Genomic DNA, 24,828 nt, shown 5'->3' on the forward strand with positions numbered 1-24,828 from the left:
GCCATGGACTTGGGTATCGCAAACAGGATTGCACTGGTGACGGGCGGCGGCGGCGGCCTGGGCGGCGCCATCGCGGACAGCCTGGCCAGGGAGGGCGCCAGGGTCGTGGTCGCCGACATCGACATGGACGCCGCCAGGCGGGCCGCCAGCCGGATCGAGGCGGCCGGCGGAACGGCCATGCCCATGCATTGGGATCTGTCCGAGCTCGACCATACCGAGGCGCGCGTGGCGCGGATCGCGGCGCACTGGGGCGACGTGCAGATCCTGGTGAACAACACGGGCGGTCCGCCGCCCACGCTGGCGCAGGGCGTGCACACGGACGACTGGGAAAAGCACTTTCGCGCCATGGTGGCCAGCGTGATCAGGCTGACCGACGCGGTGCTGCCCGGCATGCGGCGGGCGCGCTGGGGGCGGGTGATCACCAGCGCGTCGTCCGGCGTGGCGGCGCCGATTCCCAACCTGGGTATCTCCAACACTTTGCGCGCCGCCCTGCTGGGCTGGTCCAAGACGCTGTCGCGCGAGGTGGCGGCGGCCGGCATCACGGCCAACGTGGTGTTGCCGGGCCGGATCGCGACGCGGCGCATCCAGCAGCTGGACGAGGCGAAGGCGGGCCGGGAGGGCCGCGCGCTGGCCGAGATCGTGGACGCCAGCACGGACAGCATCCCGGCCGGCCGGTACGGGCGTCCGCAGGAATACGGCGACACGGTCGCCTTTCTGGCCAGCGAGGCCGCGTCCTATATCACGGGCTCGACAGTACGCGTGGATGGCGGATTGATTCCCGGCATCTGATCTGCAGCAAAACCGAAATTACAGGAGCAAGACATGTTCTCGAAAGCGCAGCGCGATGACATCCGGCAACGGTTCGCGGCGGTCGACACCGCCAACGTGGCGGATGTGCTGGATACCCTCGGCTATCTGGACTGCGGCCTGGCCCAGGAATTCTCGCCCTACCCCGCCGACGGCGGCCGGCTGGCGGGCTGGGCCTACACGATACGCGGCCAGATGACGCCCTATCCGCTGGGCGGCGACGCGGCCAAGATGCAGGCATGCCACGGCATCTCGGAAGGCGAGATCAGCGTATGGAGCGGCGACGGGGACGGTATCTGCTATTTCGGCGAACTGATCGCGCTGGGCATGAAGGAGCGCGGCTGCGTGGGCGCGCTGGTCGACGGCGGCATCCGCGACGTGCGCTGGATCGGCGAGCACGGCTTCCCCGTGTACGCCCGGTACCGCACGCCGGTGCAGTCGATCGGACGCTGGAAGGTGACCGACAGCCAGGTGCCGGTCTACCTGCGCGGCGCGACGTCGACCTACGTACAGGTGCGGCCCGGCGATTTCATCCTGGCCGACGAGGACGGGGCGATCGTCATTCCCATGGAAGTGGTCGAACAGGTGCTGGCCGAGGCCGAGAAGCTGACCGACACCGAACGGCAGATCCGGATCGATCTCGCCAAGGGGCTGACGCTGGCCCAGGCGCTCGAACAATACGGCCACGTATAGCCGCCGGCAACCACGGAGGAGACAGAAAATGAAAATACGATTCGGAATTTGCGGCCTGGGTTTCGCGGGATCGGTGCTGATGGCGCCGGCGATGCGCCAGCATCCCGATGCGCAGATCGTGGCCGCCTGCGATCCCAACGAGGACGTGCGCGAGCGGTTCGGCAAGGAGTACGGGATCCCCGTGTTCGCCACCCTGCCCGAGATGATGCGGCACGTGCAGATGGACGCGGTGTATATCGCGTCCCCGCACCAGTTCCATTGCGAGCATGTGGTGCAGGCCAGCGAGCAGGGCCTGCACATCATCGTCGAGAAGCCGCTGACGCTGAGCCGCGACGAGGCCGATCGCATGATCGAGGCGGTCGAGCGCGCCGGCGTGCACCTGGTGGTGGGTACGTCGCGCAGCCACGACCCGGTGGTGCGCACCCTGCGCGCCATCGTCCAGGAAGGCAGCGTGGGGCGCGTGTCCATGCTCAATTGCTTCAACTACACGGACTTCCTGTACCGCCCGCGCCGGCCCGAGGAACTCGACACCAGCAAGGGCGGCGGCATCATCTACAACCAGCTGCCGCACCAGATCGACAGTATCAAGACCGTCACGGGGCAGCGCATCACCGCGGTGCGCGCCATGACCGGCCGGCTCGACCCCAAGCGTCCCACCGAAGGCAATTGCGCCGCCATGCTGACCCTGGAGGATGGCGCCTGCGCGGTGATGGTGTACAGCGGGTACGACCATTTCGACAGCGACGAAATGCATTTCTGGCTGGCCGAAGGGGGCCGTGCCAAGAAGCCGAACCACGGCGGCGCGCGCAAGGTGCTGCAACAGCTGCAGGGCGACGAGGCCGAGCTGCGCCGTGCCCGCTATGGCTTCGGCGGCCCGATTTCGAAGTCGATGGAGTCCGGCAACACCGACCGCAAGCAGCCGCACTTCGGCGTGATGCTGGTGACGTGCGAGCACGCCGACCTGCGCGCCTCGCCCGAGGGGGTGCTGGTCTACGGCGACGAGGGGGTGCGCGAGGTGCCGGCCATCACGGGCCGCGGACCGTTCAGCCAGGGCGACACGATCGACGAATTGCGCGATGCCATCGCCGGCGTGGCGCCGGCGCTGCGCGACGCGCGCTGGGGCAAGGACACGCTGGAAGTGTGCCTGGCCGTGCTGGAATCCAGCGCGACCGGCAGGCAGGTCGAGCGCTGAGGTGGCAACCATGGGTCTTCGAGTCACCGATCTCACCAAAGGGTACACGCGCCGGGGCGAGCACCACCAGGCCTTGCGCGGCGTGTCGTTCGAAGCGCCGGCGGGCGCTTTCGTCACCTTGCTGGGCCCCAGCGGCTGCGGCAAGTCGACATTGCTCAACATGCTGGCAGGCCTGGACAAGCCCTCGGGCGGCAGGATAGACATCAGCGGCTGTACCGTCTATGACAGCGGCACCTCGGTGTACGTGCCCGCGGCCGGGCGCAACATCTCGATGGTGTTCCAGAGCTACGCGATCTGGCCGCATATGACCGTGCGCGAAAACGTCGCTTTCCCGCTGCTCAACGGCCGCCAGCGCCGCCGCGGCCGCGCCGAGCTGGAGCAGGCCACCGACGCCGCGCTCGAGAAGGTCCACCTGGCGCACCTGGCCGACCGGCCGGCGCCCCTGCTCAGCGGCGGACAGCAGCAGCGCGTGGCGCTGGCGCGCGCCATCGCGCAAAGCCCGAGCCTGATCCTGCTCGACGAGCCGCTGTCCAACCTGGACGCTAACCTGCGCGACGCCATGCAGAAGCAGATCCGGGACGTCGTCAGCCGGGAAGGCATCACGACGGTCTACGTCACGCACGACCAGAAGGAAGCGCTGGCGATGTCGGACACCATCATCGTGATGAGCGAAGGCAGGATCGAGCAGATCGGCACGCCCCACCAGATCTACTACCAGCCGGGAACGCGCTTCGTGGCCCAGTTCATGGGGGCGCCGAATCTGCTGGAGGCGACGGTCGAGCAGGTCGATGCGGGCTCGGGCGACGTGCTGGCGCGCTGCGCGCTGGGGCCGGTGGTCTTCCCGCGGCGCGATGCGGCGCTGAAGGCCGGCGACAAGGCCACGCTGGTGCTCAGGCAGGAGGATTTCCAGCTGGTTGCCGCCGACGGGCCGCGCGACCGGCCGAACCGGTATGCGCTGGCGGTCGAGCGCTGCGTTTTCCTGGGCGAGCGCATGGAGGTCGTGTGCCGCGCGCCGGCCGATCCCGGCCAGGCCGTGTCCGCGTACGTGAATGCGCGCGCCATGGACACGGGCGCCACCCACGTCGAGCTGCACTACCCCCCTGAGAAAATCCACTGCATCGAGGAGTAGTCAGCATGGTCGCCATTTTTGGCCTGGTCAGCTTTCTGGTGGTGTCGCTGACCGTTCTGCCCGTATTGGTCCTGCTGCTGACGGCCTTTCGTCCCCAGGGCAAACTATGGCTGGATCCCGCGGGGTTCTCGCTGGAGAACTTCGTCAACCTGGCCAGCCAGCCCGGGTTGGGCCAGTTGATATCCAACACGGTGATCTACGTGGGCGGCACGATCGCGATCGCCACGTTCTTCGCCACGCTATGGGCGTGGATCACCGAGCGCACGGATTTCCGCTACAAAGTCACGGTGCGGGTGTTGATGATCCTGACCCTGTCGCTGCCCTCGCTCATCCAGGGTTTCGGCTGGGTGTTGCTGCTCAACCCCAGCAACGGCTACATCAATCATCTGCTGCGCACCTGGTTCGACCTGGAAACGCACAACGGCCCGATCAATATCTACAGCCTGGGCATGATGGTGCTGGTCAGCAGCTTCCTGCTGACGCCGACCATTTACGTGATGCTGTCCGGCATCATCCGGAACATGGACTACAAGCTGGAGTTCCCGGCGACGCTGGCGGGGGTGTCTCCCTGGCGCATCCTGCTGCGCATCGTCGGTCCGATCCTGCTGCCCGGCCTGCTGTCGGTCTTCATCTATACGGTGATGATCATGATCCAGGTCTTCGAGATTCCGCTGTCCATCGGCCTGACCGGCGGCATCCAGGTCCTGAGCACCCGCATCTACCTGCTGAGCACGGCCGAGCTGGGCGCGCCCGATTACAACCTGGCCGCGGCGTTCGGAATCGTGCTGGTTGTGATCGCGCTGTTCCTGGTGCTGCTGTACCAGCGCCTGACCCGCGAATCCGAGAAGTTCGCCGTCATCGGCGGCAAGAACTTCCGGCTGGTGGCGCGCGAGCTGGGCTGGCGCCGGCATGCCGTGCATGGCTACGCGGTGGCGTTCTTCCTGCTGGCCTTCATGCCGGTGCTGATCCTGCTGTGGGCCAGCCTGCTGCCGTTCTACACGCTGCCCTCGATCGAGGCGCTGGCTAATGTCTCGTTCGACAATTACCGCCAGCTGTTTTCCTCCGCGCTGTTCCAGCGCAGCCTGTCCAATACGGCCATCGTCGTGGTGCTGGGCTCGACCCTGGCGATCTGCGTCAGCTTCCTGGTCGCGTACGTCTCGGTGCGTCCGGTCAACCGCTGGTGCCGCTGGCTGGATGTGCTGTCGTTCCTGCCGATCGCGATTCCCAACATCGTCCTGGGGCTGGCGGTGCTGCTGCTGTATGTGCGCACGCCCATCTACGGCACGATCGCCGCCATCCTGCTGGCGCAGGTCGTGGTCAATCTCGTGTTCGGCACGCGGGTCATCTCGGCGGCGCTGATCCAGGTGCATCCCGATATCGAGCGCGCCGCCATCCTGAGCGGGGTCGGGCGGTTGCGCATCATGTGGCGCGTCCTGGTTCCGATCCTGCGCACGCAGATCTTCAACGGGTGGCTGCTGGTCTTTGCCCATGGCATGCGCGACGTCGGCATTCCGCTGATATTCCTGACCACCAAGACGGCCATGCTGAGTTCGGCGCTGTGGCTGCTGTGGGGCTATCCCGATGTGCCGGGCGCGGCGGCGCTGTCGGTGGTGTTGATCGTGCTGCTGGCGGCGGTGGTCATGCCCCTGCAGGTGTACATGGCGCGGGTCGACGAGCGCAATAGCTGAGCACAGGTCATGCATGAGCGACGGAGAAATCGTTTGTCCGGCGAGGCGGCAGTTCCTAGAGTAGTAATCCGACGGGGCTTTCCATGAAAACAAAAGGCCCCGGACGTAAAACAACGACCAGGAGACAGGCAATGCAAGACAAGACGTGCAGTTCCAGGAGGACCGCGATCAAGCGCGGCGGGCAGTGGCTGTCGGCGGTGGCGCTGTCGTCGCTCGCCGTATTTGCCGCGCAGGCGGCGGACAACCAGGCCATCGTCGAGGCGGCGCGCAAGGAAGCCGCCGCCGGGCCGTTCGTGATCATGGTCAGTTCGCCCAAGTCGGAACAGGCGCAGCGCCGTATCATGGAGGCGTTCCAGAAGCGCTTCGGCATCGACGTGAATTGGGAGTGGACCCCGTTGACGTCGACCGTATCGGCGCCGCGCGTGCACCAGCAGGCCACGGCCGGCCTGGCGGTGCCCAGCGCCATCGGCGGCTACGGCTACAACACGTACGAGAACTGGTTCGCCAGGAACGGGCTGGACGCCGAAGTGGACTGGGTCGGCGATTTCGGCGAGATGTTCCCCAAGGTCAAGGTGGCCGCGGTCGACGGCGTGCTGCCGTCCTACCGCAAGCGCATGCTGCGGCAATGGGACGTGCAGTATGTCATGGTCTACAACAAGAACCTGGTCAAGCCCGGCGAGGTGCCCAAGGATATATGGGAGCTGACCGAGCCGAAATGGCAGGGCCGCTTCGCCATGGCCAACAATACGCCGCCGCCGCTGGACATCCTGGCGGTGGACATCGGCGTGGACAAGGCGGTCGAGCTGACCAACAAGCTGATCGCCAACAAGCCGCGCTTCAAGCCGGGGCCGCCGGCGGTGGTGGGCGCGATCTCCAACGGCGAGGTGGCGCTGGGCGTGTCGGGCTATACGGCCCTGGCCGAGGCGCAGAAGCGCAAGGGCGCGCCGATCGAGTGGGCGCCGTTGGCCACCATGCCGGTGGGCCCGCTGTTCATGTTCATGTTGAAGGGCGCGCCCCAGCCCAACCTGGGCAAGCTGTTCCTGGCGTGGCTGGCCACCGAGGGGGCCGAAATCCAGGAAAAGGAAGAGTATCTGTCGCTGTTCCACGATCCGGATTCGGCCACGACACAGAAAATCAAGGCCATGATGCCTGATGTCAAGGTCGTCGAGGTCCGCACCGAGGAGCAGTTGCGTCAAAGCGAAGTCGCGGCCAAGCAGATCATGAGTGCAGTGGCCAGCGTCGCGGGAAAGTAGCACAAAGGAGAACGTCATGTTGACCAAGGAAAATAATGAGCGTTTGTGCCGGGTGGGTGCCGGCACGCCGGGCAGCGAGCTTTTCCGCTCATTATGGTTGCCCGCTGTGTTGTCGTCCCAGCTGCCCGAGGGCAGCCGCGCGCCGGTGCGGCTGCGCCTGCTGGGCGAAGACTTGATCGCGTTTCGCGACGGCAGCGGCCAGGTCGGTATCACGCATGCGCACTGCCTGCACCGGGGCGCGCCGCTGTTCTTCGGCAAGGTCGAGGAACGCGGCATCCGCTGCTCCTACCACGGCTGGCTGTATGGCCGCGACGGCCAGTGCCTGGAGATGCCCAGCGAGAAGAATTCCAACCTGTGTCAGAAAATGCACCTGCCTGCCTATCAGGCGCAGGAAAAGGCCGGCATCGTCTGGATCTACATGGGCACCGGGCCGGCGCCCGAGCTGCCGCGGTTTCCATGGATCGACCTGCCGGACACGCAGCGGCTGGCCAGCGTCTGGGTGCAGGAGACCAACTGGATGCAGGGCGCCGAAGGCGAGATCGACAGCTCGCACGTATCGACGCTGCACAAGTCGGACCAAGGCGTGGCGTCCGACCGCGTGCACCGCACCTACACCTACAAGGATCCCAGGCCGGAACTGAACGTCGAGGAAACGCCCATCGGATTCATGTCGATCGCGCGGCGCCGCGCCGACGAGCGCTTCTACTGGCGCGTCACGCAATGGATGGCCCCCATGTTCTCGGTCATTCCCAGCGCGGCCTGGCCCATCGGCGGCCGGGCCTGGGTGCCGATCGACGACGAGAACACCTATTGCTGGGACTTCAACTACGTGCTGGACGGCGAACTGCCGCAGGCGTTCCTGGAGTTCGTCGAGCGCGGCATTTCGTTTCCGCCCGAGTACCGCTATGGCCCGGTCGAGCTCAACAACGGCTCCATCATCGACACCTGGGCGCCGATCCGCAATCGGCGCAACGACTACCTGGTCAACCGGGAGGCGCAGAAGGGCACGTCCACCACGGGCATCCATGGCGTCAACGACCAGGATCGCGCCATGCAGGAAGGCATGGGACGCATCGCCGACCGGACCAAGGAGAAGCTGGTCAGCGCCGACCTGGCGATCGTGATGGCGCGCCGCAAGGTGCTGGATTTCATGGCCAGCCCGGAGGCGTTGCAGAAGTTCCGGGCGCTGGTGCGCGACGGCACGGTCTTCTCGATGGCACCCGTCGATACGGTGGCCGAGACGCGCGAGCTGGCGGACTTCCTGAAAAGCCTGAGCTATCCCGCCGTTCCCGACGCCAAGGCGACGCAGGAGCAAGTGCCCCAATGAGCGAGCGTCTGGCGGTGCGTATCGCGGGCAAGCAGTCCGGGGCGCGCGACATCTGCGTGCTGGAGCTCGAAAGCCTGGACGGCGAGCCTTTGCCGGCCTATGCGCCGGGTGCCCATGTCGATGTCCATGTCGGCAACGGCATCAGCCGGCAATATTCGCTGTGCCGCTACGGCGGACCGGCGGCGCGCTACCAGATCGCGGTGCTGCGCGAACCCGCCTCGCGCGGGGGATCGCGGGCGGTGCACGATGTGCTGGACGTGGGCGACGTGATCGAGATCGGCGCGCCGCGCAACCTGTTTGCGTTGGCCGATGCCGATGGCCCCTCGCTGCTGCTGGCCGGCGGCATCGGCATCACGCCCATCCTGTGCATGGCGGAGTCGCTGGCCGCGCGCGGCGGACGGTTCGCGTTGCATTACTGCGGCCGTTCGCGCGATCGGATGGCGTTCCTGGAGCGGCTGCAGGCCCCTGGCCTGGCGGCGCGGGCGCATATCCACACCGACGACGGCCCGCCGGCGCAGCGGCTGGATATCGCGCAGGTGCTGGCGCGCCAGGAGCCCGGCACCCACCTGTATGTGTGCGGTCCCGGCGGCTTCATCGAAGCCGTGATCGCGCAGGCGCGCGTCCAGGGCTGGAGCGAGGCCCGCATCCACTACGAGCGCTTTTCCAATCCGCAGGACGGCGACGCCGCCCTGGCGGGAGACGAGGGGTTCGAAGTGCAGCTGTCCTCGTCCGGCGAGGTGTTCGCGGTCGGCAGGGACGAGAGCGTGGTGCAGGCGCTGGCGCGCCATGGCGTGTTCGTCGAGACGTCGTGCGAGCAGGGTATCTGCGGCACCTGCCTGCTGCGCGTGCTGGACGGCGAGCCGGACCACCGCGACATGTATCTGTCCGACGACGAAAAGCGCAGGAACGACCAGTTCCTGCCGTGTTGCTCGCGTTCGCGCAGCAAGCGGCTGGTGCTGGGCCTGTAGCGGGCCGTTGGGCCGCGAAACGCACGGGCCGGCTTATGCCGGCCCGTGCGTTTCGCGGCGGCGCGCTCAGGGGCGGCCGTGCTCGTCCAGGAAGGCCAGCGCCAGGCGGTTGAATGCGTCGGCGTGCTCGGTCTGCGGCCAATGGCCGCACTGGGTCAGGAAGACGAACTGCCCGCGGCTGATGTGCTGCATCGCTTCGATGCCGATTTCGCAAGGCAGGCTGCGGTCCTGCACGCCCCACACCAGCAGGGTCGGCGTATCGAGCTGCCTGCCCAGCACGTCGGCGCGCTCGAATTCGCGCGACGCGCCGGCCCGCGCCTTGTACGCATCCCAGCGCTCGCCCGCCAGCATCTCCAGGCGCAGCCGCACCACATCGTCGGTGACCTGCGCGGGCTGGTTGAACGTGTTCATGCACAGCGCCTGGATGCTTTCGAACGTGGGTTCGATCGAGCCGAGGCGGCCGCGATGCGCCAGCAGCCTGTCGTTGACGGCCGCCGGCGGGTCGAAATAGGGAAACGGCGCCGCCAGGATCAGCGAGCGCGCCCGCGGGGCGGCGGCGGGCCGGCGCAGGGCGTACAGGCTGCACAGCAGGCCGCCGATGGAGTTGCCGGCCAGGTGCACGGTGTCCGGCGCCAGGGCCTGCAAGGTGGCGACCAGGTGCTGGTAGCGGAAGTCGATGCCGTGGTCGGCGGGCTGGCTGCTGTATCCGAAGCCCGGCTGGTCGTAGGCGATCACGTCGTAGCCGGCCGCGGCCAGCACCGCGAAGTTGCGGAACCAATTGAGTTCGGCCGAGGCGCCCGGCGCGCCGCCATGCACCAGCACGATGGCGGGCTGGCCGGGCCGCGGGCGGGCGCACGAGCGATAGTAGGCGGTCCGTATGCCGAGTATGTCGGCGTACTGGCGCGTGGCGTACGCGGTCAGGCTGACCGGCTGCGCGCCGCCGGCCGGCGCGTTCACACGATCCACAGGGCTTGCTCCCGATCGAGGTGGCGCCAGGCGGCGTGGTCGGCGCCGTGGTCGGCGAAGAACTGCAGCAGCAGGCCATCCGGATCGGCGATGTACACCGCCGTGCGCAAGGGGTGCTCGACGAGACGCGCCACCTGGCCGCCCTGCTCGCGCCAGCGTTGCGCCGCCCGCAGCAGTTCGCCGGCGTCGGCGACTTCCAGGCCCACGTGATGGTAGCCGGGGCTCAGTTGGCCGCGCGCCTGCACCAGCGCGACGTCGCGCCGGCCGCACTGTCCGCCCAGCAGCGCGTAGCCGTCGCCCTGCGCCCGCAGCGCCAGCCCTATCCGGCGGGTGTAGAAAGCGATGCTCTCGTCCAGGTCGGCCACCACCAGCGTGGCATGCTGCGTGCGCAAGGGATGGAACGCCGCGTGCGCGACCTGGCGCAATGGCGGTTCGGCATGATAGTTGTGGTGCGGGTTGGGGGGCGTCTTGCCCGGCCACCATGCCGGCTTGGGCTTGGTGACCTCGCCGGTGCGCGCGGTACGCCATTCGCGCACCACGTCGGCATACAGTTCGCACGAGTTGCCGTCCGGGTCGGCGCAATAGGCCGAGTGCGCGATGTCATGGTCCAGGGTGCGTTCGAACGCCAGGCCGTCCTGGCGCGACCGGTCGTAGCCCTCGACCAGCGCGACTTCGGTTTCCAGCTCGAACGCGAGGTGGTTCAGGCCCGGCGGGCGGCCCTTGCCCGAGGGGCCGGAGCTTTGCACCATGCCTATGTCATGGTGCGTGTTGCCGTTGCTGAGAAAGCCGCCGCCGATGGCCGGCACGCGGTACACCTCTTCGAAGCCGACGACGTCCTGGTAGAAGCGCATCGATGCGTCGGTGTCGCGGACGATGAGATTGACGTGGCCCAGGCGGCGGGGGGAAAAATAGGGGGCGTCGACGGTGCTCGCGCCCGCGTCTTGCGACAGCTCTTGCATGCTGACAACCTTTAGGACTGATTGAAAAAAGGCGATTGGGTCAGCAAGCAATCTAGGCTTGCAAGGGGACAGCGACAAACGATTTTATTGCACGCCATGCTTGAGCACAGCGCAAGCGCCATGCGGCGCCCGGCCGGGCGCCGGGGGGTCAGGCCTCGTCGGGCACGCTCATGGCCTTGCGGATTTTCTCGGCCACTTCGACCAGCTGCGGTCCGTAGACTTCGGTCAGCTCGCGCTCGGGCAGCAGGTAGGCGGCGCCGCCGAGGTTCATGCCGTACAGGCTGCCGTCGGACAGCCGCAGCGCGGTGCCGGCGCCGTGGATGTAGCTTTGCCATTCGCCCAGCGACGTGCAGAAGCCGTCGCGCTCCATGTCGCGCATGGCCTTTTGCACGCCCACCAGCACCGTCGGCCAGTCCGCGCCGAACTGGGGCCGCAATTCCTCCAGCAGGCTTTCGCGCTCGGCTTCTTCCATGCAGGCGAGATAGGCGCGGCCCATGGCCGTGGTGGCCACGGGAATGCGCGAGCCGTTGAACAGCCGCAGGCCGATCAGGCCCGAGCCCTCGCAGGTCTCGATGTACAGCATCATGCGCTTGTGCAGGATGCCCAGGCCGACGTTGCCGTTGGTGCTGTCGGCCAGCTGCTGCATCAGCGGCGCGGCGACCTTGCGGATATTGCGGCGCGCCATCGCCACCTGCCCCAGCGCCAGGGTGCTGCTGCCCAGTTCGTAGTTCTCCTGGCGCGGATTGAACTCCAGGTAGCCCAGCCGGCACAGGGTGTACGCCAGGCGCGAGACCGTGGCCGCCGGCATGCCGGTGCGCTCGGACAGTTCGCGGTTGCCCAGCGGGCCTTCGCGCGGACGGAACGCCTTGAGGATGTCCAGGCCACGGGCCAGGGCCACGACGAACTGCCGGTCGGTGCTGTCTTTCAGGTCGTCGCGCGCGACCGCCGCGCCGGCGGAGGAGGTCTCCATCGGTTTGCGGCGCCGTTTGCCCTGGACGGTGGGATCTGTCTTGCTCATGGGGGTTCCCGAATCGTTGGCGTAGGAGTCTAGCAGAGGCCCTGTGGCGGCCCGCCTAGCGGGCCGCGCCTATGGCGGCGCTGTTCTTCCAGCGCGCGATGTCGGACTCGGACATCCCCCATGCGCCCAGGCACTCCTCGAACCGGCTGTTGGCGGGTTCGGGCGGGCGCGGCGTGGCCAGCGGGGTGGCGCCAAAGCGTGGCGCGGGGGCGGGCTGCACCACGCCATCGATTTCCAGGAAGGTGGCGCGGGCCTGGTTGTGCGGATGCGACGGGGCCTCGGCGATCGACAGCACGGGGGCGACGCAGGCGTCGGTGCCGTCGAAGCATTCGCACCATTGCGCCTGGGTGCGGGTGGCGATGCGCGCGGCGATGGCCTCGCGCAGGGCATCCCAGTCGGCGCGCTGGTCGCCGGCCGGCGCGTCCAGGCCCAGCTTCTCGAAGAAGATCCTGCGAAAGCGCGCTTCGATCGGCGCGATGGAGAGATACTTGCCGTCGGCGCAACGGTACACGTCGTAGTACGGCGCGCCCGAGTCCAGCACGTTGGTGCCGCGCTCGGCGTTGAACAGGCCGGCGGCGGCCATGCCGAAGAACGGCGTCATGAGCGAGGCGGCTCCGTCCACCATGGCGGCGTCGACGACCTGGCCCTTGCCCGTGCCGCGCGCGGCGAAGACGGCGGCCAGCACGCCCATGGCCAGGTACAGGGCGCCGCCGCCGAAATCGCCCACCAGGTTCAGCGGCGGGGTGGGCGGCTGGCCCTTCCTGCCGATGGCGTCCAGCGCGCCGGTCATGGCGATGTAGTTCAAGTCATGCCCGGCCATGGCGGCGTAGGGGCCGGTCTGCCCCCAGCCCGTCATGCGTCCGTATACCAGCCGGGGGTTCCGCCGCAGGCAGGCGTCCGGGCCGAACCCCATGCGCTCCATGGTGCCGGGGCGGAACCCTTCGAGCAGCACGTCGGCCGATTCGAGCAGCGCCTGCGCGAATTGCGCGCCCTCGGGCGCCTTGAGGTCGACGCTGATGCCGGGCCGGTTGCGCAGCAGCAGGTTGTATTTGAGCGGGCGCTCCACGCCCAGGTCGGCGGAGGGCTGCTGCCGCTCCAGCCGTATGACGGTCGCGCCCATGTCGGCCAGCAGCATGGCGCACATCGGCGCCGGGCCGATCGCCGGGAACTCCACCACCTTCAGTCCTGCCAGGGGACCCATCGCATTCTCCTCGTATGCCGCCGGCGGATCAGGTCGCCAGCCTGGCTTGTCCATTGTTGAGCACCACAGTACCGCGTTCCAGCGCGCTGGTGCGAAAGATTGCGTTGCCGTCGTCCTGCAGCCAGATTTCCGTGCGCAGGGTCTCGCCGGGGAAGACCGGCGCGGAAAAGCGCGCGTTCATGCCGGTGAGCCGCCGCGGATCGTGGCCGCAGGCGGCCTGCAGCAGCGCCCGGCCGGCCAGGCCGAAGGTGCACAGGCCGTGCAGGATGGGGCGCTCGAAGCCGGCCTGCGCCGCCAGCTCCGGATCGACGTGCAAGGGGTTGTAGTCGCCCGAGAGCCGATAGATCAAGGCCGCCTGCGGCAGCGTGGCGATATCCTCGACGCGGTCCGGTTCGCGCTCGGGCAGCGCGGGCGCGCGGTGCGGCGGCGCGGGCGGTCCGCCGAACCCGCCATCGCCGCGCAGCACGGACGTGGCGAACAGGCTGCACAGCAGCTCGTCGGTGGCCGCGTCGACCACGTCGCGCCGCGCATGGACCACGGCGCCCTTCCCGGGCCCGCGGTCGTAGACCTCGGTGACCCGCGTGCGGCCGATGACCGTGCCTGCCACCGGCAGCGGCCGGTACAAGGCCATGCCCTGCTCGCCGTGCAGCATCCTGCGCCATTGCAGGCCGAGCGCGGGGTCGCGCATCCACAACCCGGGGTAGCCCAGGATCACCGCCATGGTCGGCAGCGCGAGCAGGTCGCGCTCGAAGGCGAAGCGCAGTGTCTGCGGGGCCAGCGGGTCGTCGCCGATTCCGACCCCCAGCGCATACAGCATGGTGTCGCGTTCGGTATAGGTATGGCGGACGTCGGGTATCGTCCAGTTCAACAGCTGGTCGCGGTCTATGGCCATCGGTGTGCGGCTCCTGGTCGGCGTGGCGGATTCAGTGGCGCGACGGCGCTTCGAAGATGCCGACCACGCAGGCCGCCTCCTCCAGCCCGTAGAAGCCGCCGCCGTTCTCGGTCATGCCCAGGCGCGGGTTGCCCGGCACCTGCCGCTGGCCGGCCTCGCCGCGCAACTGGGTCACGACCTCGTGGACCTGGATCGCGCCGGTGGCGCCGATGGGGTGTCCCTTGGAAAGCAGGCCGCCGGAGACGTTCAGGGGCAGGCGGCCGCCCAGGCGGGTGGCGCCGCTCTCGACCAGCGCGCCGCCGTCGCCGTAGTCGCAGAAGCCGCAATTCTCGGTGTGCAGGATTTCGGCGATGGCCGACGCATCGTGCAATTCCGCCAGCGAGATATCCTGCGGCCCCACGCCGGCCACTTCGTAGGCGCGCAGCGCGGCGACCCGCGTCAGGTGGCGCTCGACCTGGTCGGCGCTGCGCTGCGAGCCGCTGCTGGCCGCCAGGCCGCGGATGCGCACCGCGCGCCGGGCGTCCAGCCGCTTGAGCGCGCTTTCGGACACGACCACCAGCGCGGCCGCGCCGTCGCTCATCGGCGCGCACATCGAGCGGGTCATGGGCCAGGCCACCAGCTTGTCGGCCAGCACTTCCTCCACCGTCATGGGCGTGCGGTACTGCGCCAGCGGGTTGAACTGCGAATGCCAGTGGTTCTTGGCGGCGACGGCGGCGATCTGGCGCTGCGTGGTGCCGAAGGTCTTCATGTGAAAGCGCGCCTGGGCGGCGTAGATGTCCATGAAGACGGAGCGTTCGCCGGTGTCGGCCAGGGCCTCGGGCGGCAGGTCCATGCCTTCGCCCATGGCCAGCAGCGCCTGCATGTGCTGCTCGGCCAGGTCGCGGTCCCAACTGCCCTTGAAGGCTTCGAACATCTCCTTGCGCTTTTCGGGGTAGTTCATCTTCTCCGCGCCCACCACCAGGGCCACGTCGTACAGGCCGGCCTTGACGGCCGCGTGGGCCTGCATCAGACCCGAGCTGGAGCTGGCGCAGGCGTTGTCGGTATTGAAGATGGCGATGCCCTCGAAGCCGTAGGCGCGCAGCGAGCATTGCCCGCGCACGCCGTGCTGGCCTTCCAGCGCGCCCTGGCGCGTGTTGCAGAACCAGGCCGCCTGCACGGCGTCCTTGCCGATGCCGGCGTCCTGCAGGGCCTGGTCTATCGCCATGGCGGACAGCTGCTTGACGCTCAGCGTCAGGTGCTTGGCCAGGGGCGTCATGCCGATGCCCGCGATGTACGTCTCGCTCATTGTTCTTTCTCTCTGTGTTCGGTGGGCTCAGGAAATCTTGATGGTTCCGCGCTGGCGCATGGCCTCGATCTGCGCCTCGCTGTATCCCAGGCCTTCGAGGACGGCGCGGGTATGCTCGCCGTGCGCCGGCGCCGGCGCGTCGGCGAAATTGCGCTGGCCGTTGAACTTCACCGGCTGGCCGACCGTGCGCATGGGGCCGTAGCGCTCGCTGTCGACCTCGGCCACGATGCCGCTGGCGATCGTGTGCGGGTGGGAAAGCGCGTCGGCGAAGGAATTGATCTGCGCGCACGGGATGCCATTCTCCACCAGCAGGTCCTGCCAGTGGGAGGCGTCCTGCCCCGCCAGCACGGCGTTGAGCCGCTGCGCGACCAGCTCGCGGTGCGCCACGCGCCGGGCATTGATGTCGAAGCGCGGGTCGTCCTTCATGTCGGCCAGTTGCAGCACGTCGCACAGCTTGCGCCACAGCGCCTCGCTGGCCACGCCGATGAGGATCTGCTTGTCGCGCGCCTGGTAAGCCTCGTAGGGGCACAGCGACTCGTGCGCGCAGCCGAAGCGCTGGGGCTCGGTGCCGCGTTCCCAGAAACTCTGGAACATATAGCCCAGGTAGAAGATGCCGGTGTCGAACAGCGAGGCCTCGATATGGCAGCCCTCGCCGGTGCGGTCGCGGTTCATGAGCGCGGCCAGGATGGCGCTGGTGGCCTGCATGCCGGTGCCCTGGTCGATGGGCGAGAACGGCGCGCGCACCGGGCCGCTGCCCTGCTCGCCCATGATCGAGCACATGCCTACGAAGGCCTGCAGGATCATGTCGTAGCCCTTGCCGTGCGCCAGCGGGCCGCTGCGCCCATAGCCGGAGATGCTGCAATAGACCAGGCGCGGGTTGATGGCGCTCAGGGTGTCGTAGTCGATCCGCAGCCGTTCGGCCACGCCCGGGCCGAAGCTCTCCACGACCACGTCGGCATTCTCGACCAGTTGCCGTATGACGGCGCGCGCGTCATCGGACTTCAGGTCCAGCGCGATGCTGCGCTTGGCGCGATTGGCGTACAGGAACACCGCGCCTTCGCCTTCCCTGAAAGGCGGCCAGCCGCGCGTGTCGTCGCCGCTGTCGCACGATTCGACCTTGGTCACTTCCGCGCCCAGGTCCTGCAGGGCCTGGGTGCAGATGGGACCGGCCAGCACTTTGCTGAAATCCAGGATGCGGACGCCGGCCAGGGGTTTGATGGACATATCGGGGTTTCCTCTCGAGGCGGCGTCAGTAGCGCCCGCCGGTGACATGGATGACGTCCCCGGTCAGGTAGCCGGCCGGCTCCGAGGCGAGGAAGGTGACGACGCTGGCCACATCGTCGGGATGGCCGATGCGCGGGATGGGCGTGGTGGCCTTGGCCGCGTCGCGGATCTTCTCGTAGTGGGGCAGGCGCTTGACCGCTTCGGTATCGATGATGCCGGGGGCGACGGCGTTGACCGTCACGTTGAAGCGGCCATGTTCCAGCGCCATCGCGCGCGTGAAGCCGATCAGCCCGGCCTTGGCGGCGGAGTAGTTGGCCTGCCCGGCGTTGCCGAGGTGGGCGCGCGAGGAAATGTTGATGATCCTGCCCCAGTTCTTCTCGGCGAAATGGCGCACCGCTTCGCGGGTGCAAAGGAACGCGCCCTTGAGGATGACGTCGACCACGCTGTCCCAGTCCTGCATGCCCATCCTGGCGATGCGCATGTCGCGGGTGAAGCCGGCGTTGTTGACCAGGATGTCTACGCCGCCGTACCAGGCGGCGGCCTGCTCGTACAGCTGGCGCACCGAGGCCTCGTCGGTGACGTCCACCTGGCACGCCTGGGCGCTGGCCCCGTCGCCGGCGAGGGCGGCCGCCTGGGCCTGGGCGGCCTCCAGGTTGATGTCGGCCACGACCACCGCCACGCCCTCGCGAGCCAGGTGCGCGCATATCGATGCGCCGATGCCGCTGCCGCCGCCGGTCACGATGGCGGCCTTGCCCTTCAAACCCAGATCCATGCTTGCCTCCTGTGCCTTTCCGATTCGGATCAATTATGCAGAAATTGTTTTCGCAATATATATGAAGGTGCTATGCCGGCACAATACCGGCGAAGATTTATTGAGTGTTTACCCTGAAAAGGTCGTTTCGTGTAATTGCGAAAACAATTTCCGTAATGTACATTGGCGCCACTGCAACCCGCTGGAAAGGAGGCGTACGCCCATGAGTACCCCTGGTTTTGATCCCACCGCGCACCAGATGTGCGAGCAACGCTACTTCGAGGATTTCGAGCTGGGCGAGCGTTTCGTCCTGCCCTCGCGCACCATGACCGACGCCTTGTTCGCGGCGTTCCAGCTGGCCAGCGGCGACAACCATCCCATCCATTACGACGTCGAGTACTGCCGCGCGCACGGCATGCCGCACATGCTGGCGCACGGCTTCCAGGTGGCGATCCAGACGGCGGCCGGCGCGGGCCTGTTCCCGCACATGACCGAGGCGTCGATGAAGGGTTTCATCGAGCAGAGCTCGCGCTTCGTCGGCCCCGTCTTCGTGGGCGACACGCTGTATTGCTCGCTCGAGATCGACGAGCTCAAGCCCGGCCGCACGACCGGCACCGTGCGGATGAAGACGCTGGTGGTGAACCAGAAAGGCGAAACCGTCATGGAAGGGTCGCAGACCTATCTGCTGAAGAAGCGCCGGCCTGAATAACGGCGCAAGCACGCACATACCAGTACAAGGAGAGAGACATGAAGCAATCCGTAGTGCGCCTGATCGGCGCGGCGCTCATCCTCGCGGCCCCGCTGGCGGGGGCCACGGCCAACGACGCCTATCCCCGGAAACCGATCGCGCTGCAGCTGGGCTTTCCCCCGGGCCAGGCCACCGATACGGTGGCGCGCCTGCTGGCCGAGCGCGCGGCGGCCAAACTGGGCCAGCCCGTGATCGTGGAGAACAAGCCCGGACAGGGCGGCAGCGTGCTGCTGTCCTCGTTCGTGCGGCAGGCGCCGGACGGCTATACGCTGACCATCGCCGCCACCGGCGCGGCCGTCACCAACCACTTCCTCTACAAGACGGTGAACTACAAGACGCCGGACGACTTCACGCCGGTCGGGCTGGTGGCGGACCTGCCGCTGGTGCTGGTGGCGCGTCCGGACATGCCGTTCAAGGATGTCGCCGGCCTGGTGGCCTATGCCAAACAGCATCCGGGCAAGCTGAACTACGCCAGCCCCGGCACCGGCACGTCATCCAACCTGGCGATGGAAACGCTCAAGCACCAGAACGGCCTGCGCATCGAGCACATTCCCTACCAGGGCAGCGCGCGCGCCATGACGGACTTGCTGGCCGGCCAGGTGGACATCGCGTTCGACACGGTGCCGGCCGTGCAGGCGTTCGTCGGCTCGGGGAAGCTGAAAGCGCTGGCCATCGGCTCGGAGGACCGGCTCAAGCTGTTCCCGGACGTGCCCACCATGAAGGAAAGCGGCTTCGGCACCGTTCCGGCCCATGTCTGGATCGGCTTCCTGCTGCCCAAGGGCGCGCAGCCGGCGGTGGTGCAGAAGCTGAACAGCGTGTTCAACGCCGTGCTGCAGGAAAAGGAAGTCACCGAGAAACTGGAAAGTCTCGGGGTGGTCGCGCATACGACCACGCCGCAGGGCTTCGAGGCCATGCTGCGCGAGGAGCTGCCGCGCTGGGGCGCCATCGTCAAGGATGCCGGCCTGCAACCTCAGTAGGGCGCGCCGGCGCAGGCTGGAAAAGCCGGCGCAAGCCGGCTTTTCCTTTGCCGCCCGCGCGGCGGCGGGCGCAGGCCATGCGGGATCAGAACGTGATGTTCGCCGACACCCACAGGCGGCGGCCTTCCAGCACCTGGCGGTACGAGTTGCTCCACGAGGTGGCGGCCGTGGGGGCGCTGGCGCCGATCTTGGTGGGGCCGTAGTTGACGAAGTTCTTGTCGAACAGGTTGTACACCGAGGCCGACAGGGTCACGTTCTTGTTGACCACGTACGAGCCGCCCAGGCTGGCCAGCCAGTACGGGCTGTAGAACACCTGTTCCTTTTCCCAGTTCATGTCGTTGAACTGCTTGGCCCGGTACTCGCCGCGCACCCAGGCGTTGAAGCGTTCGTTGACGCGCCAGTTCAGGCCCAGGTTCAGGCTGTGGCGGGGCTGCGAGCCCAGCGGCTGGCCCTGCTTGGCGCCGGAGGTGATTTCGCTGGCGGTCAGGGTGTAGTTGCCGCTGAAGGACCAGCCTTCGAACAGCGGGATGCGCCCGCCCAGCTCGAAGCCCTGGATGGTGGCGGTGTCCACGTTCACGCGCTGCGAGAAGTTGGCCACCGGCACGCCGTTGCGCTCCCAGACGCCCAGGTCCAGGCAGCCCGGCACGGGGCCGCCGGCGGCCAGGCAGTTGGGCACGTTCTGGGTGTCGATCTTGTCCTTGAACTTGGTGTGAAAGCCGGTCAGGTTGCCCGACAGGCCTTCGCCGTTGTCGAACAGCACGCCCAGTTCGGACGATGTGCTGGATTCCGGCTTGAGCTGCGAGTTGCCCAGCAGCGGCATGGTGCCTTGCGCGCCCAGGCCGATGATGCCGTCGGTCATGAGGTTGATGTCCGGCGTCTTGTAGCCCTTGCTGACGCCGCCCTTGACGGTCCAGGCGGGCGTGGCGTTCCAGACCAGGTAGCCGCGCGGGCTCCATTTGCCGCCGAACTGCTCGTTGCGGTCATAGCGCGCGCCCATGGTCAGGGCCAGGTCGTCGACGATGCGCCATTCGTCTTCGGCGAACAGGGCCCACTGGTACTGGCGCAGGTTCAGGGGCGCGCTCACCAGGGTGTCCTTGAACTTCTGCTCGCGCCACTGGCCGCCCATCGTGAGGTTGTGGCGGTCATTGAACAGGGGCATGGTCCACTTGGTGTCGAACACCCAGTTCTCGTATTCCAGGTCGCGCTTTTCGCCGTCGCTCGGCTGGCGCGGCGTGCTCATGGGGTTGGTGCGGCCGATGGTCTCGGTGGTGTCGTACAGCAGGCTGGTGTCGGAACTGATCGCGCCGTCGTAGCGGCCCAGGTGGGTCAGGGCGTAGCGCTGGCGGTTGAACTTCATCTCGGGTTCATAGCCGCCGCCCTGGCGGTTGGGCGCCACGTCGGCGTTGAGGGTGCCGAGTTCGCCGTTGGCGTTGTCGAAGGTCTGCCAGTTGGCGTCGACATCGAACAGGATGTCGTGGTTGCGGTTGGGCGTGAGCGCCAGGCGCAGGCCGACGTTGCGCTGCAGGCTGTCGCCCAGGCCGCTGAAGCTGGCGATGTCGCCGGAGTAGTCGCCGCTGTCGTACTCGGCCTGGTTGGCCGGGTAGCTGCCGTGCGCGCTCAGGCGTCGGTACAGGCCGCCGCGCAGCGACAGGCCCAGCTTGTCGGTCTGCAGCGGGCCGCTCAGGTAGAACGACGAGCCGTAGTTGTTGCCGTAGCGGTTGTCGCCCTGGGCGGTGCCGTCCAGCGTGATCTGGCCGGTCCATTCCCGCGCCACCTTGCGGGTGATGATGTTGATCACGCCGCCCATGGCGTCCGAGCCGTACAGGGTGGACATGGGGCCGCGCACGACTTCGATGCGGTCGATGGCGGACATGGGCGGGATGAAGTTGGTGTCCACGTCGCCGAAGCCGTTGGGGCGGGCGCCCGAGCTGTTCTGGCTCAGGCGCTTGCCGTCGACCAGCACCAGGGTGTAGTCGCTGGGCAGGCCGCGGATGCTGATGTTCATGCCGCCGGCCTTGCCGCCGCGTTCGACGCTCACGCCTTCGACGTCGGCGACCGCGTCGGCCAGGTTGTGGAAGGGCTTGCTTTCGAGCTGCTCGCGGGTGATGACCGAGATCGAGGCCGGCGCGTTCTTGATTTCCTGTTCGAACCCCGAGGCGGTCACCACCACGGTGTCCATCTGCGTGATGCCCAGAGTGTCTTCCTGGGGGCTGGCGGTCTGGGCCTGGGCGGTGCCCAGCGCGGCAATCGCCAGGGCCAGCGGCACGTGGCGCAGGATTGGCTGGCGTTTGGATGAATGTGCGGGACGCTGCGCTCCCCCGGAGCGGTAATTGCTTTTCTGTTCAGGCATTGGGAATCAAGGAAAGACCGCGGCCAGGGCGGTAACGGTTTGCAAGAAACGCCAATGCTATTCATTCTTATTCTGTTATTCAACCAGTTGTCAGAATTAATTCAGGAAATGTTCAGTTTTTGAGGAGAAGGCGCTCGTGTTGCGGCATGAATACAACAGGAATGCGTCTTGATCCCGGCAGTTGGCCGGGATTCGAGGGTGATTGGCGGAGAGTTGTGGCGGCGGCAGATGTAACCACGCAAGCGTCCCTGCCGACAGCCGCACGCCGTGCCTGGACGAAAAAAAACCGCGGGCGTCGGCCCGCGGCTTTCCTGTGCGCGGCAGCGCTCAGAGCGCGCCGGTCAGCTCGGGCACGAGCTGGAACAGGTCGCCCACCAGGCCGTAGTCGGCCACGCCGAAGATCGGCGCCTCCGGATCCTTGTTGATGGCCACGATGACCTTGGAGTCCTTCATGCCCGCCAGGTGCTGGATCGCCCCGGAGATGCCCACCGCCACGTACAGCTGCGGCGCGACGATCTTGCCCGTCTGCCCCACCTGCCAGTCGTTGGGCGCGTAGCCGGCGTCCACCGCCGCGCGCGAAGCCCCCAGCGCCGCGCCCAGCTTGTCGGCCAGCGGATCCAGGATCTTGAAGTTCTCCGCGCTGCCCAGCCCGCGACCGCCCGAGACCACCACCCGCGCGCCGGCCAGCTCCGGACGGTCGCTCTTGGCCACCTCCCGGCCCACAAAGCGCGACAGCCCCGAATCGGCCACCGCCTCCAGCGCCTCGACCGCCGCCGACCCGCCCTGCGCGGCCACCGCGTCAAAGCCCGTCGTGCGCACCGTGATCACCTTGACCGCATCGCCCGACTGCACCGTGGCGATCGCGTTGCCCGCGTAGATCGGCCGCTGGAACGTATCGGCCGACTCCACCCCGATGATGTCCGAGATCTGCGCCACATCCAGCTTGGCCGCCACCCGCGGCGCCACGTTCTTGCCCGAGGCCGTGGCCGCGAACAGAATGTGGCTGTACCCGCCGGCCACCGCCAGCACCTGCGCGGCCAGGTTCTCGGCCAGCCCTTCGGCCAGCTGCGGCGCATCGGCCAGCAGCACCTTGGACACCCCGGCCGCCTGCCCGGCCTGCTCGGCCACCGCCTGCGCGCCCGAGCCCGCCACCAGCACGTGCACCTCGCCACCCAGCCTGGACGCCGCGGCGATCGTGTTCAGCGTCGCGCCCTTCAACTGCGCGTTATCGTGTTCGGCAATTACCAGCGTCGTCATCACACCACCTTCGCTTCGTTCTTCAGTTTGTCCACCAGCGTGGCCACGTCAGGCACCTTGATGCCGGCCTGGCGCGCCGGCGGCTCGCTCACCTTCAGCGTCTTCAGCCGCGGCGCCGCATCCACCCCCAGGTCCTGCGGGCTCACCGTCTCCAGCGGCTTCTTCTTGGCCTTCATGATGTTGGGCAGCGTCACGTAGCGCGGCTCGTTCAAGCGCAGGTCCGTGGTCACGATCGCCGGCAGATTCAGCGACAGCGTCTCCAGCCCCCCATCGACCTCGCGCGTCACCGTCGCCTGCCCATCGCCCAGCTCCACCTTGCTCGCAAACGTCGCCTGCGGCCAATCCAGCAGCGCCGCCAGCATCTGCCCCGTCTGGTTCGCGTCGTCGTCGATCGCCTGCTTGCCCAGGATCACCAGCTGCGGCTGCTCCTTGTCCACCAGCGCCTTGAGCAGCTTGGCCACCGCCAGCGGCTGCAGCTCCGCGTCGGTCTGCACCAGCACCCCGCGGTCCGCCCCGATCGCCATCGCCGTGCGCAGCGTCTCCTGGCATTGTGCAACGCCGCAAGAAACCGCCACCACCTCCGACACCGCGCCCTTCTCCTTGAGCCGCGTGGCCTCCTCGACCGCTATCTCGTCGAACGGGTTCATGGACATCTTCACGTTGGCGATATCCACCCCCGTTTGATCCGATTTGACGCGCACCTTGACGTTGTAGTCGACCACGCGCTTGACTGGTACCAGTATTTTCATGGGATTCCCGTAATGGATGGGCCTCAGAGCCGCACTTCGGCGATATCGTGCTGCAGGCGATTGAGGAAATGCACGAAGGTCACGCTGTCGTCGAAGTGAAAGCTCTTCATGGCCTGTCTGTAGAACTCGTAGATATTGGGCTGGATTTCATCCCAGAAGCGTTGGCCGGCCGGCAGCAGGATGACCACGCGCGCGCGCCGGTCGTTCGGGTCCGGCACGCGCCGCACATGGCCTTCGCGCTCGAGCCGCTTGAGCACGCCGTCCAGGCTTTGCCGGCTGACCACCAGGTAGTCGGCCAGTTCGCCGAAGGTCATGCCGCTGGCCGCCTGGGGCCGGGTGAGCGCGCCCAGCACCGCCCATTGCACGGTGCTGATGCCCAGCTCCTTGCCCGCCTGCCGCTGCAGGGAGTTGCCCAGCTGGAACAGCCGGAAGAACAACCGATTGTGGATCTCGGCGCCAGATTTCCTAGCCACGATGTCGTCGCCTCTTGCTACGGATGAATGGTCCCGAGATTACCCGATCGGGCTGGTCCGGGACCCCCAGCACTGGGTGGAAGGGTTTCAGAACGGCGTATCGGCGGGGAAGCGCGCCGGACGCTTCTGCAGGAATGCGTCCATGCCTTCCTTGCCTTCGGGGCTGGCCATGCCGATGAATTCCATCGCCAGCGAGGCGTCGAAGATCGGGCCGGCCTGGCGCAGCCAGTTGTTCAGCGCGTGCTTGGTCCAGCGGATGGCGCCGGGCGCGCCATCGGCCAGCCGCGACGCCAGTTCGACGGCCTTGCCTTCCACTTCGGCGTCGTCCAGCGCCAGCGAGATGAGGTTCATGCGCTCGGCTTCTTCGCCGGTGAAGCTGTCGGCGGTCAGCAGATAGTATTTGGCCTTGGCCATGCCGCACAACAGGGGCCAGATGATGGTGGCGTGGTCGCCCGCCGCCACGCCGATCTTCATGTGGCCGTCGGAGAAGCGCGCGTCCCTGGAGGCGATGGAGATATCGGCCAGGACCACGCAGGCCAGGCCGGCGCCGACCGCCCAGCCGCGCGCGGCGCTGACGATGGGCTTGGAGCAGTTGATCATGCCGTACACGATGTCGCGCGCTTCCTTCATGGTCTGCATGCGCGTGTCGTAGTCGTCGGCCCCCTTGCGCTCGTGGTTGAGGTCGCCGCCGGCCGAGAAGGTGCGGCCCTCGCCGGTCAGGATGATGGCCGAGACGCTCGGGTCGGCGTCTACGTCTTTCCAGATCTCGGATACTTCGCGGTGCATGGCGGCGTCCATGGCGCCCATCTTGAGCGGCGAGGCCAGGGTGATGCGCAGCACGCGGGGATGCGGCCGGTCGAACTTCAGGCGGGTATAGGAGGCGTAGCGGTCGGTCATGGTTCGGGTTTCCCGTGTCAGAGT

23 protein-coding genes are annotated in these 24,828 nt (G+C 67.6%); 10 read left to right on the forward strand and 13 right to left on the reverse strand.

Features of this window, described 5'->3' with window-relative positions; genetic code table 11:
• Positions 1-3: 3 nt before the first annotated feature.
• From CAL11_RS01025 to CAL11_RS01060, 8 genes are all read left to right on the forward strand, one after another.
• Positions 4-789 carry an SDR family oxidoreductase gene (locus CAL11_RS01025; protein ID WP_086091878.1) on the forward strand — a complete coding sequence of 262 codons (786 nt, stop codon included), beginning with the start codon at positions 4-6 and terminating at the stop codon, positions 787-789.
• 33 nt (positions 790-822) lie between these two features.
• Positions 823-1,500 carry an RraA family protein gene (locus CAL11_RS01030; protein ID WP_086091879.1) on the forward strand — a complete coding sequence of 226 codons (678 nt, stop codon included), beginning with the start codon at positions 823-825 and terminating at the stop codon, positions 1,498-1,500.
• A gap of 28 nt (positions 1,501-1,528) precedes the next feature.
• On the forward strand, positions 1,529-2,692 hold the full coding sequence (locus CAL11_RS01035; RefSeq protein WP_015064850.1) for a Gfo/Idh/MocA family protein: 1,164 nt from the start codon (positions 1,529-1,531) through the stop codon (positions 2,690-2,692).
• Between the two features lie 10 nt (positions 2,693-2,702).
• On the forward strand, positions 2,703-3,821 hold the full coding sequence (locus CAL11_RS01040) for an ABC transporter ATP-binding protein (protein ID WP_015064851.1): 1,119 nt from the start codon (positions 2,703-2,705) through the stop codon (positions 3,819-3,821).
• A gap of 5 nt (positions 3,822-3,826) precedes the next feature.
• Complete coding sequence (locus CAL11_RS01045; protein ID WP_068927492.1) at positions 3,827-5,509, forward strand: ABC transporter permease; 1,683 nt, start codon at positions 3,827-3,829, stop codon at positions 5,507-5,509.
• Positions 5,510-5,640: 131 nt separating this feature from the next.
• Positions 5,641-6,762, forward strand: coding sequence for an ABC transporter substrate-binding protein (locus CAL11_RS01050; protein ID WP_086091880.1), 1,122 nt, complete (start codon positions 5,641-5,643; stop codon positions 6,760-6,762).
• A gap of 106 nt (positions 6,763-6,868) precedes the next feature.
• Positions 6,869-8,089: a Rieske 2Fe-2S domain-containing protein gene (locus CAL11_RS01055; RefSeq protein ID WP_244172892.1), complete on the forward strand. Its 1,221-nt coding sequence runs from the start codon at positions 6,869-6,871 to the stop codon at positions 8,087-8,089.
• Positions 8,086-9,057: a PDR/VanB family oxidoreductase gene (locus tag CAL11_RS01060; RefSeq protein ID WP_086091882.1), complete on the forward strand. Its 972-nt coding sequence runs from the start codon at positions 8,086-8,088 to the stop codon at positions 9,055-9,057. Before CAL11_RS01055 ends, CAL11_RS01060 begins: the two co-directional genes overlap by 4 nt.
• A gap of 66 nt (positions 9,058-9,123) precedes the next feature.
• Here the strand turns inward: CAL11_RS01060 and CAL11_RS01065 are convergent, their stop codons facing one another.
• From CAL11_RS01065 to fabG, 8 genes are all read right to left on the reverse strand, one after another.
• Positions 9,124-10,023, reverse strand: coding sequence for an alpha/beta fold hydrolase (locus CAL11_RS01065; RefSeq protein WP_086091883.1), 900 nt, complete (start codon positions 10,021-10,023; stop codon positions 9,124-9,126).
• A complete protein-coding gene (locus CAL11_RS01070) occupies positions 10,011-10,982 on the reverse strand; it encodes a VOC family protein (protein WP_244172893.1) in 972 nt (323 codons plus the stop codon). The genes CAL11_RS01065 and CAL11_RS01070 overlap by 13 nt, the downstream gene beginning before the upstream one ends.
• Positions 10,983-11,130: 148 nt before the next feature.
• Entirely contained in the window at positions 11,131-12,000 is an 870-nt protein-coding gene (locus tag CAL11_RS01075; RefSeq protein ID WP_086091885.1) for an IclR family transcriptional regulator, read from the reverse strand.
• 55 nt (positions 12,001-12,055) lie between these two features.
• Positions 12,056-13,201: a CaiB/BaiF CoA transferase family protein gene (locus CAL11_RS01080; protein WP_086091886.1), complete on the reverse strand. Its 1,146-nt coding sequence runs from the start codon at positions 13,199-13,201 to the stop codon at positions 12,056-12,058.
• A gap of 28 nt (positions 13,202-13,229) precedes the next feature.
• On the reverse strand, positions 13,230-14,093 hold the full coding sequence (locus tag CAL11_RS01085; RefSeq protein WP_086091887.1) for a MaoC/PaaZ C-terminal domain-containing protein: 864 nt from the start codon (positions 14,091-14,093) through the stop codon (positions 13,230-13,232).
• Between the two features lie 31 nt (positions 14,094-14,124).
• Positions 14,125-15,378: a thiolase family protein gene (locus CAL11_RS01090; protein WP_033454207.1), complete on the reverse strand. Its 1,254-nt coding sequence runs from the start codon at positions 15,376-15,378 to the stop codon at positions 14,125-14,127.
• A 27-nt stretch (positions 15,379-15,405) separates the two neighbouring features.
• A complete protein-coding gene (locus tag CAL11_RS01095; protein WP_086091888.1) occupies positions 15,406-16,602 on the reverse strand; it encodes a CaiB/BaiF CoA transferase family protein in 1,197 nt (398 codons plus the stop codon).
• A 25-nt stretch (positions 16,603-16,627) separates the two neighbouring features.
• A complete protein-coding gene (gene fabG, locus CAL11_RS01100; protein ID WP_033454206.1) occupies positions 16,628-17,374 on the reverse strand; it encodes a 3-oxoacyl-ACP reductase FabG in 747 nt (248 codons plus the stop codon).
• Positions 17,375-17,576: 202 nt separating this feature from the next.
• On the opposite strand from fabG, the gene CAL11_RS01105 reads away from it, so the two are divergent.
• Together CAL11_RS01105 and CAL11_RS01110 are read left to right on the forward strand one after the other, a co-directional pair.
• Positions 17,577-18,062, forward strand: a complete 486-nt coding sequence (locus CAL11_RS01105; RefSeq protein WP_050458109.1) for a MaoC family dehydratase — start codon at positions 17,577-17,579, stop codon at positions 18,060-18,062.
• A gap of 38 nt (positions 18,063-18,100) precedes the next feature.
• Positions 18,101-19,078: a Bug family tripartite tricarboxylate transporter substrate binding protein gene (locus CAL11_RS01110; protein WP_086091889.1), complete on the forward strand. Its 978-nt coding sequence runs from the start codon at positions 18,101-18,103 to the stop codon at positions 19,076-19,078.
• 85 nt (positions 19,079-19,163) lie between these two features.
• On the opposite strand, the gene CAL11_RS01115 is transcribed toward CAL11_RS01110, so the two are convergent.
• From CAL11_RS01115 to CAL11_RS01135, 5 genes are all read right to left on the reverse strand, one after another.
• Positions 19,164-21,428, reverse strand: a complete 2,265-nt coding sequence (locus CAL11_RS01115) for a TonB-dependent receptor domain-containing protein (protein ID WP_086091890.1) — start codon at positions 21,426-21,428, stop codon at positions 19,164-19,166.
• 327 nt (positions 21,429-21,755) lie between these two features.
• On the reverse strand, positions 21,756-22,685 hold the full coding sequence (locus tag CAL11_RS01120; RefSeq protein WP_086091891.1) for an electron transfer flavoprotein subunit alpha/FixB family protein: 930 nt from the start codon (positions 22,683-22,685) through the stop codon (positions 21,756-21,758).
• Positions 22,685-23,434 carry an electron transfer flavoprotein subunit beta/FixA family protein gene (locus CAL11_RS01125; RefSeq protein WP_086091892.1) on the reverse strand — a complete coding sequence of 250 codons (750 nt, stop codon included), beginning with the start codon at positions 23,432-23,434 and terminating at the stop codon, positions 22,685-22,687. The genes CAL11_RS01120 and CAL11_RS01125 overlap by 1 nt, the downstream gene beginning before the upstream one ends.
• 23 nt (positions 23,435-23,457) lie before the next feature.
• Positions 23,458-23,907 (reverse strand): MarR family winged helix-turn-helix transcriptional regulator, encoded by a 450-nt coding sequence (locus tag CAL11_RS01130; protein ID WP_033467788.1) that lies wholly within the window; start codon positions 23,905-23,907, stop codon positions 23,458-23,460.
• Positions 23,908-23,994: 87 nt separating this feature from the next.
• Positions 23,995-24,804 (reverse strand): enoyl-CoA hydratase/isomerase family protein, encoded by an 810-nt coding sequence (locus tag CAL11_RS01135; RefSeq protein WP_033467785.1) that lies wholly within the window; start codon positions 24,802-24,804, stop codon positions 23,995-23,997.
• Positions 24,805-24,828 lie beyond the last annotated feature (24 nt).

This window comes from Bordetella genomosp. 6, from assembly GCF_002119705.1.
In the GTDB taxonomy this organism is placed as follows: Bacteria; Pseudomonadota; Gammaproteobacteria; order Burkholderiales; family Burkholderiaceae_B; genus Bordetella; species Bordetella bronchiseptica_F.